This window comes from Streptomyces sp. NBC_00454 (assembly GCF_041434015.1).
Lineage (GTDB): Bacteria > Actinomycetota > Actinomycetes > Streptomycetales > Streptomycetaceae > Streptomyces.
The window spans coordinates 1361258-1372750 of sequence record NZ_CP107907.1 but is presented as its reverse complement, the minus strand read 5'-3'; the positions used below and the strand labels follow the sequence as shown (position 1 = coordinate 1372750).

11 protein-coding genes are annotated in these 11493 nt (G+C 72.2%); 5 read left to right on the top strand and 6 right to left on the bottom strand.

Going from position 1 to position 11493, the window contains the following annotated elements; all coding sequences use genetic code 11:
• The first annotated feature begins 20 nt into the window (after nucleotides 1-20).
• The 3 genes from OHU74_RS06355 to OHU74_RS06345 are packed head-to-tail and all read left to right on the top strand — an operon-like array spanning nucleotide 21 to nucleotide 3201.
• Nucleotides 21-1646: a protein kinase gene (locus OHU74_RS06355; protein WP_371614992.1), complete on the top strand. Its 1626-nt coding sequence runs from the start codon at nucleotides 21-23 to the stop codon at nucleotides 1644-1646.
• Nucleotides 1643-2071: a hypothetical protein gene (locus OHU74_RS06350; protein WP_371614991.1), complete on the top strand. Its 429-nt coding sequence runs from the start codon at nucleotides 1643-1645 to the stop codon at nucleotides 2069-2071. The genes OHU74_RS06355 and OHU74_RS06350 overlap by 4 nt, the downstream gene beginning before the upstream one ends.
• The gene (locus tag OHU74_RS06345) at nucleotides 2068-3201 is read left to right on the top strand and encodes a caspase family protein (RefSeq protein ID WP_371614990.1); all 1134 of its coding nucleotides are present in this window, start codon (nucleotides 2068-2070) and stop codon (nucleotides 3199-3201) included. Before OHU74_RS06350 ends, OHU74_RS06345 begins: the two co-directional genes overlap by 4 nt.
• A 75-nt stretch (nucleotides 3202-3276) precedes the next feature.
• Here the strand turns inward: OHU74_RS06345 and OHU74_RS06340 are convergent, their stop codons facing one another.
• Both OHU74_RS06340 and OHU74_RS06335 read right to left on the bottom strand, forming a co-directional pair.
• Nucleotides 3277-4506, bottom strand: a complete 1230-nt coding sequence (locus OHU74_RS06340) for a DUF349 domain-containing protein (protein WP_371614989.1) — start codon at nucleotides 4504-4506, stop codon at nucleotides 3277-3279.
• A gap of 191 nt (nucleotides 4507-4697) precedes the next feature.
• On the bottom strand, nucleotides 4698-5480 hold the full coding sequence (locus OHU74_RS06335) for a peptidylprolyl isomerase (protein WP_371614988.1): 783 nt from the start codon (nucleotides 5478-5480) through the stop codon (nucleotides 4698-4700).
• A 166-nt stretch (nucleotides 5481-5646) separates the two neighbouring features.
• Between OHU74_RS06335 and OHU74_RS06330 the strand changes: the two genes are divergently transcribed.
• Both OHU74_RS06330 and hisS read left to right on the top strand, forming a co-directional pair.
• Nucleotides 5647-6357, top strand: coding sequence for an MBL fold metallo-hydrolase (locus OHU74_RS06330; RefSeq protein ID WP_371614987.1), 711 nt, complete (start codon nucleotides 5647-5649; stop codon nucleotides 6355-6357).
• Between the two features lie 10 nt (nucleotides 6358-6367).
• The gene (gene hisS, locus OHU74_RS06325; RefSeq protein WP_330295430.1) at nucleotides 6368-7627 is read left to right on the top strand and encodes a histidine--tRNA ligase; all 1260 of its coding nucleotides are present in this window, start codon (nucleotides 6368-6370) and stop codon (nucleotides 7625-7627) included.
• 209 nt (nucleotides 7628-7836) lie between these two features.
• On the opposite strand, the gene OHU74_RS06320 is transcribed toward hisS, so the two are convergent.
• The 4 genes from OHU74_RS06320 to OHU74_RS06305 are packed head-to-tail and all read right to left on the bottom strand — an operon-like array spanning nucleotide 7837 to nucleotide 11381.
• On the bottom strand, nucleotides 7837-8463 hold the full coding sequence (locus OHU74_RS06320; protein WP_371614986.1) for a response regulator: 627 nt from the start codon (nucleotides 8461-8463) through the stop codon (nucleotides 7837-7839).
• A gap of 13 nt (nucleotides 8464-8476) precedes the next feature.
• Entirely contained in the window at nucleotides 8477-9697 is a 1221-nt protein-coding gene (locus OHU74_RS06315) for a sensor histidine kinase (protein ID WP_371614985.1), read from the bottom strand.
• Nucleotides 9673-10503 (bottom strand): ABC transporter permease, encoded by an 831-nt coding sequence (locus OHU74_RS06310; RefSeq protein ID WP_371614984.1) that lies wholly within the window; start codon nucleotides 10501-10503, stop codon nucleotides 9673-9675. Before OHU74_RS06310 ends, OHU74_RS06315 begins: the two co-directional genes overlap by 25 nt.
• Nucleotides 10500-11381, bottom strand: a complete 882-nt coding sequence (locus OHU74_RS06305) for an ABC transporter ATP-binding protein (protein WP_371614983.1) — start codon at nucleotides 11379-11381, stop codon at nucleotides 10500-10502. Before OHU74_RS06305 ends, OHU74_RS06310 begins: the two co-directional genes overlap by 4 nt.
• Nucleotides 11382-11493: the final 112 nt, after the last annotated feature.

Here is an 11493-nt window from a genome sequence, read left to right as displayed (position 1 = left end):
ATGCCACCCGGGGGAGACCAGTGGCAGCAGGCAACGACGTGTTCCCCGCGAAGCTCGCCCAGCGCTACCAGCCGCTCCGGGTGCTGGGCCGCGGCGGGATGGGCGTGGTGTTCGAGGCTGAGGACACCACGCTGCGCCGCCGGGTCGCGGTGAAGGTCCTGTCGGCCTCCGCCAAGAACCTGTCGCGCGAGATGCAGCGCAGGTTCGTCTCCGAGGCCATCGCACTGGCACGCATCAGCCACCCGGGGGTCGTGGGCATCTACGACTCCGGGGTGGACTCCGGCAGCGGTACGCCGTACCTGGTGATGGAGATGCTCGACGGGGCCGACCTCTTCGTCCTCGGGGCGGGCGTCCCCTTCGCCGTCCCGGCGGCCTGCTGGATCGCCGTCGAAATGCTCGGGGCCCTGGAAGCGGCCCATACGAGCGGGGTCCTGCACCGCGATGTGAAGCCGGGCAACGTCCGCGTCACCCCGGACGGCAAAGTGGTGCTCTACGATTTCGGCCTCGCCCTGGTCGCCGAGGAGCGGCGGATCACCGCGACCGGCTCCGACATCATCGGCACGGCCCAGTACATGGCCCCGGAACGGGTCCGCAGGCTTCCGTCGTCGGGTGCCACCGACCTGTACGGCGTGGGGGTCTGCCTGCACTTCATGCTGACCGGCAGGCCACCGTTCGGCGAGGAGACCGTGGACGTCGGGGCGCTGGTGCTCAAGGCGGCCGAGGGCGTGTCCCGGATTCGTGAGAAGGGGCTCGGCCTCCCCGATGAGCTCGCGGCGGCCGTGGACGCGCTCTGCGCCCCGGACTACCGGGAGCGGCCGGACAGCGCGGCGTCCGCCGCCGCCCTGCTGCGGCCCTGGGCGGGCGGAGGCGGGAGCCAGGTCCTGCAGCGGGTCACCGGCTACCTGGCGCGGCCCGTGCCGCGCGCCCAGCGCCGCCGGATCCCGCCGACGCACACCGCCGCCGAAGCCGAGCGGACGTCCTTCAGGGGCGCCCTGGCCGACATGAGCCGGGCGGCCGCACCCGGACCGTCCCCCGTGCCGCGCGGCGACGAGCACCGGGTGGAACCGGAGTACGAATGGTGGCAGGGCGACGAGGGGCGCCGCCACAGCGACGAGGGGGGCGGCCACGACGACGGCCGGGGCGCCGAGCGCGGGGCGGCGCCCGCCCCCTTCCCGTATCCCCAGAGCCCCGCCCCCTTCCCCTGTCCGCAGAGCCCCGGCACGCCCCCCGGCGCACCCACCGTCGCGTCGACCATGGCGTCGACCGTCGTGCCGGCCCCCGCGTCCTCCGTCGCACCCACCGTCGAAGCGGTCGTGGCCGTCGTTCCGGAGGCGCCGAACCCGCTCGCCCTGAGCGAGATCACCCGTCGCCTCGTCCACGGCCGGATGACCGAGCACGCCGCAGTGCAGCGACAGCGCGAGGCCGTCGGGCTCGTGATGCGCGGGAAACCCCAGGAGGCCTCCCAACTCCTGGCCGGTGTCCTGCAGTTCTGCCAGGAAACGCTGGGTCCAGGCCACCCGACCATCCTCGCCTGCCAGTTCTGGCAGGCTGTGTGCCTGGCCCGGACGGGCCAGTCCGCACGGGCGCTGCAACTGTTCGCCCGGGTACGCGAACACCAGGGACAGGGGAGGGCCGGAGCAGGATGACCGACTTCGCATTGCGGGTGGACCCGAGCGGCCCGCGGGAGGACCCGGAGGCCGAACTCCGCTCGCTCCAGCGGTGGCTGGCCGCGGACGAGACCCTGGGCCGCGGATTGTCCGTACGCCTGGGGAGCGATCCGAAGAGGGACTCCGCCACCGTCGGGGACGCGCCCCAGGGGACGCTCATGGGCTCCGGGCTGGACCTGCTCCAACTGGCCGTCGGCAGCGGCCTGTCCGGAGCCTCCCTGGTCTTCTCCGTGCTCCAGTGGCAGGTCTCGCGCCGGACGCCCCCCACCCTCGTGCTGAGCAGGGACGGGTACGAGATCCGGCTCACCGGGGACGCCGCCGCCGACCCCGAGGCGGTGCGCCGGATCGTCGCCGCGCTGGAATCCGCCGCCCCGTCCCGGGGCGACGGGGGCAGCCGGGGATGACGGGGCTGCCCGACCCGGCGGCCTCCCGGGCCGTCCTCATCGGCACCGCCGGATACCGGTACCTGCCCGGGCTGCCGACCGTCGAGGCCAATGTCAGGGACCTCGCGGCCGAACTGTGCGACGCCACGGTCTGGGGGCTGCCCGAGCAGCACTGCACGAGCGTCCTGGATCCGGAGCACCCCGCCGACCTCCTCGACGCCGTGCACCGGGCGGGGGACGAGGCCACCGACACCCTCCTCGTCTACTTCGCCGGCCACGGCATGCGCGACACCGAAACCGACGACCTCTACCTCGCGCTCCACGGCTCCCGGCAGAACGTCGGCTACACCGCCGTCGGCTACCAGCACCTGCGCTCCGCCCTGCGCGACTCGCAAGCCCAGCGCAAGGTGGTCCTCCTCGACTGCTGCTTCAGCGGCCGGGCCGCCCGCATGCTCGCGGGCGAGGAGGACGCGCTCGCCGAACAGGCCGCCGTCGAAGGCGCCTACGTCCTCACGGCCTCCCCGCGCGACCGGGCGGCCCTGGCCCCCGACGGAGAGCGGCACACCGCCTTCACCGGGGAACTGCTGAGGATCCTGCGCGACGGCATCCCGGACGGACCCGAGCTGATCGACCTGGACACCCTCTGCCGGACGCTGGAAGCCCGGCTGCGCAGCAAGAACCGCCCGCTCCCGCAGCATGCCACGGAGGGCGGGGTGGGCCGGCTCAAACTCGTGCGCAACCGCGCGCTCGGCATCCGGGACGTCGACGTCCTGGATGCGGACGTCCGCGCGGCCATGGCGGGCGCGGGCATCGTCCTGGCCCGCTCGCTGCGGGCGGCCGGGCGCAGCGGGGACGCCCTGCCGATCCTGCGCCTCACCCTCGAGGAACGTGCCCCCGGCGGGGAGGGCGACCTGCTCGCCGTCCAGCTGGAACTGTCGGAGGTGCTGTCCGAGACCGGCCGGACCCGCGAGGCGATCGAGGTGCTGGAGCAGGCGTTCGCGCAGGTCCACCGCTTCTACGGGCCCGAGGCCGTACAGGTGTGCCGGCGGCTCGCCGCGCTGCTCCAGGAGTCCGGCAACCACATAGAGGCCTGCGCGGTACTGGAACACGCGCTGGACCTGCTCCAGGACGGCAGCCGCGCCCCGGCCTGACCCCGCCGGGCGACGCGAAGGGCCCCGGTACTGGGATCAGTACCGGGGCCCTTCACGTGTGCGGGGCGGCCCGGATCAGCCGCCGAACTCCTCGAGACCCTTCAGCGCCTGGTCCAGCAGGGCCTGGCGGCCCTCCAGTTCCCGGGCCAGCTTGTCGGCCTTGGAGTTGTTGCCCGTGGCGCGGGCCGCGTCGATCTGGCCGCGGAGCTTGTCGACCGCCGCCTGGAGCTGACCCGTCAGGCCGGCCGCACGGGCCCGCGCCTCCGGGTTCGTACGGCGCCACTCGCCTTCCTCGGTCTCCTGGATGGCCCGCTCGACGGCGTGCATCCGGCCCTCGACCTTGGGACGCGCGTCCCGCGGTACGTGGCCGATGGCCTCCCAGCGCTCGTTCAGCGAGCGGAACGCGGCGCGGGCCGCCTTCAGGTCGGTGATCGGGACGAGCTTCTCGGCCTCGTCGGCCAGCTCCTCCTTGAGCTTCAGGTTCTCCACCTGCTCGGCGTCGCGCTCGGCGAAGACCTCGCTGCGCGCCGCGAAGAACACGTCCTGGGCGCCGCGGAAACGGTTCCACAGGTCGTCCTCGGACTCGCGCTGCGCGCGCCCCGCGGCCTTCCAGCTCTCCATCAGCTCGCGGTAGCGCGCCGCGGTCGGACCCCAGTCGGCAGACTTCGAGAGCGCCTCGGCCTCCGCGACCAGCTTCTCCTTGACCTTGCGGGCGTCCTCGCGCTGCGCGTCGAGCGAGGCGAAGTGGGCCTTGCGGCGCTTGGAGAAGGCGGAGCGGGCGTGCGAGAAGCGGTGCCACAGCTCGTCGTCCGACTTGCGGTCGAGGCGGGGGAGACCCTTCCAGATGTCCACCAGCGCGCGGAGCCGCTCGCCCGCGCTGCGCCACTGGTCGCTCTGCGCCAGCTGCTCGGCCTCGGCGACCAGCGCGTCCTTGGCCGTACGGGCCTCGTCCGTCTGCTTGGCCTTCTGGACCTTCCGCTCCTCGCGCCGCGAGTCCACGGTCGACACCAGCTTGTCCAGCCGGCCGCGCAGCGCTTCGAGGTCGCCCACGGCGTGGTGCTCGTCCACCTGCGTGCGCAGGTGCTCGATGGCCGTCTGGGCGTCCTTGGAGGACAGATCGGTGGTCCGTACTCGTCGTTCGAGGAGGCCGATCTCGACCACCAGGCCCTCGTACTTGCGCTCGAAGTAGGCCAAGGCCTCCTCCGGGGTGCCCGCCTGCCACGATCCGACGACCTTCTCGCCATCGGCAGTACGCACGTACACGGTGCCGGTCTCGTCGACTCGGCCCCACGGGTCGCTGCTCACAGCGCCTCCTCCACCTGATGCCTTGCGAGGGGTTCACCCCCTGGGCATCGTCCACAGTTTCCTGGGGCGGGCCGCGCCCGCCCTGCACAACGCCAACATAGGCGACCGCCGGGCCGGCTGTCCGCATCCAGCACGACGGAATATCGGCGTGCGGGTGCGGTGCCGGCCGGGCCCGGTCCGCCCGGTCCCCGTCAGTTCTGGGTGACGGTGGCCTTCTCGATGGTCACCGGGGTCTTCGGCGCGCCGTCCGCGCCGCCGTCGGCCGTACCGGCCTTGGCCACCTCTTCGAGCACCTTCAGACCGGCCGCGTCGATCTTGCCGAAGGGGGTGTACGAGGGGGCCAGCGGGCTGTCCTTGTAGACCAGGAAGAACTGGCTGCCGCCCGAGCCGGGCTGACCCGTGTTGGCCATCGCCACCGTGCCCGCCGGGTAGACCACCTGGCCCTGGTCGTTGGCCTTGCCCAGCGAGTCGAGGTTCTCGTCCGCGATGGTGTAGCCGGGGCCGCCCATGCCGGTGCCCTGGGGGTCGCCGCACTGCAGGACGAAGATCCCGTTCGTCGTCAGGCGGTGGCACTTGGTGTTGTCGAAGAAGTTCTTGTCGGCGAGCGACTTGAACGAGTTGACCGTCTGCGGGGTCTTCGCCGCGTCCATCTCGAACTTGACGTCGCCCGCGCTGGTCTTCAGGTCGAAGGTGTACTTCGCCTTGGCGTCGATCGCCATCGCCGGCGAGGGGGACTGCTGCGGCGTCGGCGAGGCCGACGGGTTCGCGGCCGGATCGGCCGCCTCGTTCTTCTTGTCCTTGTCGAAGACGCCGCCGACCACGAGGCCGACCAGCGTGGCTACGACCACGGCCACCACCGCCCCGACCACGGCCATGCGCTGGCGCGTCTTGCGCCGTGCATCGGCACGCCGCTTCTGCTGGCGTTCGTACTTCTCCCTGGCGAGCTGGCGCCGCCGCTGATCGCTCGTGACCACGGGGTCGTCTCCTTGTGCGTATCTGGTACCACTGTCCGGGCTGGGTTAGGCCGTACCGTATATGGGTTCGCTGTGTAATGAGCGGCGCCGGTAGGCTCTGAGCAGCGACCTTCCGACCTTCGGCGGCCGCCGAAGCTCCCGCCGGACGACGATTTGAGGGACGAACGTGCTGATTGCCGGGTTCCCCGCCGGGGCCTGGGGGACCAACTGTTACGTGGTCGCCCCCGCCGCCGGTGAGGAGTGCGTCATCATCGACCCCGGCCACCAGGCCACCCGGGGCGTCGAGGAGACGCTGAAGAAGCATCGGCTCAAGCCCGTCGCGGTCGTCCTGACCCACGGCCACATCGATCATGTGGCCTCCGTGGTCCCGGTGTGCGGAGCACACGACGTACCGGCATGGATCCACCCCGCGGACCGCTTCATGATGAGCGACCCGGAGAAGGCCCTGGGCCGCTCCCTGGGAGCGCAGCTCATGGGCGAGCTCACGGTGGGGGAGCCCTCCGAGGTCAGGGAGCTCACCGACGGCGCGAAGCTCGCCCTGGCGGGCATGGAGCTCACCGTCTCGCACGCCCCCGGCCATACACCGGGGTCGGTGACCTTCGGGACGCCCGAGGCCGCGGACATCCCTCCGCTGCTGTTCTCGGGCGACCTGCTCTTCGCCGGCTCCATCGGACGCACCGACTTCCCCGGCGGCAGCCACGCCGACATGCTCGAGTCGCTGGCCCGCGTGTGCCTGCCGCTCGACGACTCGACCGTGGTGCTGCCCGGACACAACGAGCACACGACCATTGGCCGTGAGCGCGCCACCAACCCGTACCTGCGGCAGGTGGCCGCCGGCCTCGGAGACGGTTTCACGTCTCCACGACGAGGAATGTGACGAGAGTTTCGTGGCTACTTTTCAGGCCCCCAAGGGCACGTACGACCTGATCCCGCCGGTCTCCGTGAAGTACCTGGCGGTACGCGAGGCCATCTCGGCCCCGCTGCGCAACTCCGGCTACGGCTACATCGAGACCCCCGGCTTCGAGGACGTGGGCCTCTTCGCCCGCGGTGTCGGCGAGTCCACCGACATCGTCTCCAAGGAGATGTACGCCTTCGAGACCAAGGGCGGTGACCAGCTGGCGCTGCGTCCCGAGGGCACGGCCTCCGTGCTGCGCGCGGCGCTGGAGGCGAGCCTGCACAAGAAGGGCAACCTGCCGGTCAAGCTCTGGTACTCGGGCTCGTACTACCGTTACGAGAAGCCGCAGAAGGGGCGCTACCGCCACTTCTCGCAGGTCGGTGCCGAGGCCATCGGAGCCGAGGACCCGGCGCTGGACGCCGAGCTGATCATCCTGGCCGACCAGGCGTACCGCTCGCTGGGCCTGCGCAACTTCCGGATCCTGCTGAACTCGCTGGGCGACAAGGAGTGCCGCCCGGTGTACCGGGAAGCGCTCCAGGCCTTCCTGAGCGGACTGGACCTCGACGAGGAGACCGTCCGCCGGGCCGAGATCAACCCGCTGCGCGTCCTCGACGACAAGCGGACCGACGTACAGAAGCAGCTGGTCGGCGCCCCGATGCTGCGCGACTACCTCTGCGACGCGTGCAAGGCGTACCACGAGGAGGTCCGGGCGCTGGTGACGGCGGCCGGGGTCGTCTTCGAGGACGACGAGAAGCTGGTCCGCGGCCTGGACTACTACACGCGGACCACCTTCGAGTTCGTCCACGACGGTCTGGGCTCGCAGTCCGCGGTCGGCGGCGGCGGCCGCTACGACGGCCTCTCCGAGATGATCGGCGGACCGGCACTGCCTTCGGTCGGCTGGGCGCTCGGCGTGGACCGTACGGTGCTGGCGCTCGAAGCCGAGGGCATCGAGCTGGACATCCCCGCCGCGACCTCCGTCTTCGCGGTGGCGCTGGGCGGGGCGAAGCCGGTGCTGTTCGGTCTGGTCACCGAGCTCCGGCGGGCCGGTGTGGCGGCGGACATGTCCTACGGGGGCAAGGGCCTCAAGGGTGCGATGAAGGACGCGAACCGCAGCGGGGCGCGGTTCGCGGTGGTCGCGGGCGACCGTGACCTGGAGGAGGGCGTGGTCCAGCTGAAGGACATGGAGTCCGGGGAGCAGAGCCCGGTGGCCGTGGCCGATCTCGTGGACACGGTCCGCGCGAAGCTGGCCTGACGGTCGCTGCCGCCGGTGGGGCGGGTGCGGGGGAGCCGCTGCGCGGAGCCTCTCCCCGCCCCGCCCTTTCGCCGTTTCCCGGGGCTCCGCCCCAGACCCCGCGCCTCAAACGCCGGCGGGGCTGGATGTATCCAGCCCGTCCGGCGTTTGGGGACCGGGTCCGGGCAGAGCCCGGGGAACGGTGGAAGGGCGGGTAGGGGACGGCCCCGCTACAGCAACCCGTGCCGCATGGCGGTCGTCACCGCCGCCGTGCGGTCCGTGACCTCCAGCTTCGCGAAGACGCGCAACAGGTGCGTCTTGACCGTGGACTCGGCCACGAACAACCGGCGGCCGATCTCCGCGTTCGTCGCGCCCTCAGAGACCAGGCGGAGCACCGACACCTCCCGCTCCGACAACCGCGGCAGCGACGGTCGGGTGCGCAGCCGGTCCACCAGGCGGCCCGCCACCGAGGGGGCCAGGACCGTTTCGCCGCGCACCGCCGCCCGCACCGCGTCCGCCAGTTCCGCCCGGGCCATGTCCTTCAGCAGGTAGCCCGCGGCCCCCGCCTCCACCGCCCGCAGGATGTCCCGGTCGTCCTCGTACGTGGTCAGGACCACCACCCGCACCGCCAGCCCGGCCGCGGTGATCCTCGCGATGGACTCGACGCCGTCGCCGCCCGGCATCCGCAGGTCCATCAGGATCAGGTCGAGGCCGGGGAGCAGCCGTGCGGCCAGCGCCTCCGCCTGGGGGCCGTTCGAGGCCTCCCCGACCACCTCCAGGTCCGGCTCCGCGCTGAGCATGCCGCGCAGGCCCTCCCGTACCACCGGGTGGTCGTCGGCCAGCAGGATGCGGATCATGTCGTACGGCTCCTCAGCGGATCGGGAGTGTCACGGTGACGGTGGTGCCGGTGTGCACCGCGCTGACGATCGAGGCCGTGCCGCCCGCCTCCGCCGCGCGGGCGCGCAGTCCGCGCAGGCCGTAGCCCGCGGTGGGGGCCGTCGGGTCGAAGCCCCGTCCGGTGTCCTCGACCGTGACGGTCAGTTCGGCGTCACCGTAGGACAGGGAGAGCGAGCAGCGGGCCCCGGGACCGGCGTGCTTGGCCGCGTTCGCCAGGGATTCCTGGCAGGACCGCAGGGCCACCACCTCCAGAGCCGCCGCCAGTGGCCGGACCTCTCCGGTCACCGACGCGGCCGCGGGCGGGTCCTGCCGGGCCGCGAGGCGGCGTACGGCGTCCGGCAGGGAGCCCGCGTCCAGGTCGGCGGGGGCGCCGCCCGAGACCAGGGAGCGGGCCTCGGCCAGGTTCTGCCGGGCGGTGGCGGCCATCAGCTCGAGATGCCGGTGGGCCTGTTCCGGGTCGGTTTCCAGCTCCGACTGCACGGCCTGGACCAGCATCAGCAGACTCGTGAAGCCCTGGGCGAGGGTGTCGTGGATCTCGCGGGACATGCGTTCCCTTTCGGCATGGGCGCCCTGGGCGGCGGACAGCCGGGCCACCTCCTCCCGGCTGGCGTCGAGTTCGGCGATCAGCGAGGCCCGCTCCTGGCTCTGCTGGATGATCCGGGTGATCCAGGCGCCGATGAAGGCGGAGAAGACGAAGGTGACGAACGAGCCGAGGGCGCTGACGAACACGTCGTGACCGGGGGGCCGCCACAGCACCGCCCAGCCGGCCACCGGCGCCATCGCGACCAGGGCCACCGCGGCGACCGCCCGGCGCAGCGGCAGCAGCATGAAGCAGGGCGGGACGAGCGCGAAGGCGGCCAGCCGGGCCTCGCCGACGAGGACGGCGGCCGGGAGGAACAGCGCCAGGTTCCCGGCCAGGTAGCGCAGCGACTCCCGGAGCCGGGCGCCGGGCTCCAGCAGGAGCAGCGGGCGCCCGACCCACACGTACCAGGGGGCGAGCGGCGCGAGCAGCGCGGCGGAGAGGAGCCGGTAGCCGGCCGCCGGGAACCCGGCCCCCAGCACGAAGACCACGGTGGCGACCCACACCACCCCGAAGTAGAGGTCCCACGGCCCGAACGCGCGGTCCCAGACGTGGGCCTCGCGCGCTCCGGCCGCCCCCGTGAAACCCCTCAGCCGTCGCGGTTGCTCTTCCATTTGAAGGTCAGCAGACACAGGACCAATCCTCCGACGACCCAGGCCCCCAGGACCAGGGCGACCTTTCCGTACTCCCAGCTGCCCGCCTGCTCCAGGACGGCCGCGGACTCCGGCAGGAACACCCCTCGCAGACCCTGGCACATCCACTTCAGCGGGAACAGCGCACCGATGTTCAGCAGCCAGTCGGGGATCTGGTCGATCGGGATGTAGACGCCGGAGATGAACTGGAGGACCAGGAAGGGCAGGACGACCACCGAGCTCGCGCTCTTGCCGGACTTGGGCAGGCTGCTGATCGCGATGCCGAGCAGCGCGCAGCCGGCCAGGCCGAGTACGAAGATCCAGGCGAAGGTGAGCCATTTCGCGGCGGAGGTCGGCAGGTCCAGGCCGAAGAGGGTGGCGCCGACGATCAGCAGGACCACGGTCTCGGCGAGTCCGGTGACCAGCACCATCCAGACCTTGCCGAGGAAGTACGCGGCCGGCGGCATCGGGGTGCCGCGCAGCCGGCGCAGCACCTTCTCGTCGCGTTCGACGGCGATGGAGATGCCGAGCGACTGGAAGCTGGTGGACATGATGCCGGCGGCGACCATGCCGGCCGCGTAGAGCTGGGAGGCGGTGATCCCGGTGCCCTCCACGGTGCCGCTGAAGATCGAGGCGAAGAGGGTGAGGAAGACGATGGGGAAGGCGAAGGTGAAGATCACCGAGTCGCGCTGGCGGGCGAACTGCTTGATCTCCAGGGCCCCGCGGCTCAGGCCCAGGGCCCACGCTCCGGGCAGGGCCGCGGCGGCCTTGGTGACGTCGGTGCTCATCGGGCTTCCTCCTGCTGGCGCGCGGTCGCGGGTACGAGCTGTCCCGTGAGGCGCAGGTACACGTCCTCCAGGGTGGGCCGGCCGATCTTCAGACCCGGGATCTCGCCGTCGAAGCGGGCCATGAGCTCGGCGACGGTACGGGTGGGGGTCTGGGTGGAGACGCTGCGCGGGGTGCCGTCGGCCTCGGTCCACTCGACGGTGGCGCCGGTGCCGAACCGGGAGCGCAGCCCGGCCGGTTCGCCCTCGGCGACGACCTTGCCGTTGGCGATGACCGCGAGGCGGTCGGCGAGGGCCTCGGCCTCCTCCAGGTAGTGCGTGGTGAGCACGATGGTGGTGCCCTCGGCGGAGAGCAGCCGGATCAGGTCCCAGAACTGTCGCCGGGCCGCCGGGTCGAAGCCGGTGGTCGGCTCGTCGAGGAGCAGCAGCTCGGGGTTGCCGATGACGCCGAGCGCCACGTCGAGCCGGCGCCGCTGGCCGCCCGAGAGCGCCTTCACCCGCTCCTCGCGCTTGTGCTCCAGGCCGACCAGGGCGATGACCCCGGCCGGGTCGCGCGGGGCCGGGTAGTAGCGGGCGAAGTGCTCGACCGTCTCCCGTACCGTCAGTTCGGCGGGCGCCGACTCGTCCTGCCAGACGATCCCGACGCGCGAGCGCCAGGCCCGCCCCGCGACGGCCGGGTCCGCGCCGAGCACGCTGACCTCGCCGCCGTCCCGCTGGCGGTGGCCCTGGAGTATCTCCACCGTGGTGCTCTTGCCGGCGCCGTTGGGCCCCAGGAGTCCGAAGACCTCGCCCTGCCGGATCGTCAGATCAAGTCCGTCCACCGCGGTGACCTCGCCGTACTGTTTGCGAAGCCCCCGCACCTGCACCGCATTTCGTGTCATGTCTCAAATGGTGTGGCGGAACGCGCCCGACCGGTCCCCCCGTGCGTGCCTCCTTATGTCCACCGAACGGTGGACACCGGGACCGGTACGGCACAATGGCCGGTGCTTGTGG

Coding starts and splice junctions, on each gene's coding strand:
- OHU74_RS06350 (WP_371614991.1), top strand. CDS start 1,643: ATGACCGACTTCGCATTGCGGGTGGACCCGAGCGGCCCGCGGGAGGAC.
- OHU74_RS06345 (WP_371614990.1), top strand. CDS start 2,068: ATGACGGGGCTGCCCGACCCGGCGGCCTCCCGGGCCGTCCTCATCGGC.
- OHU74_RS06320 (WP_371614986.1), bottom strand. CDS start 8,463: ATGATCCGCATCCTGCTGGCCGACGACCACCCGGTGGTACGGGAGGGC.
- OHU74_RS06315 (WP_371614985.1), bottom strand. CDS start 9,697: ATGGAAGAGCAACCGCGACGGCTGAGGGGTTTCACGGGGGCGGCCGGA.
- OHU74_RS06310 (WP_371614984.1), bottom strand. CDS start 10,503: ATGAGCACCGACGTCACCAAGGCCGCCGCGGCCCTGCCCGGAGCGTGG.
- OHU74_RS06305 (WP_371614983.1), bottom strand. CDS start 11,381: ATGACACGAAATGCGGTGCAGGTGCGGGGGCTTCGCAAACAGTACGGC.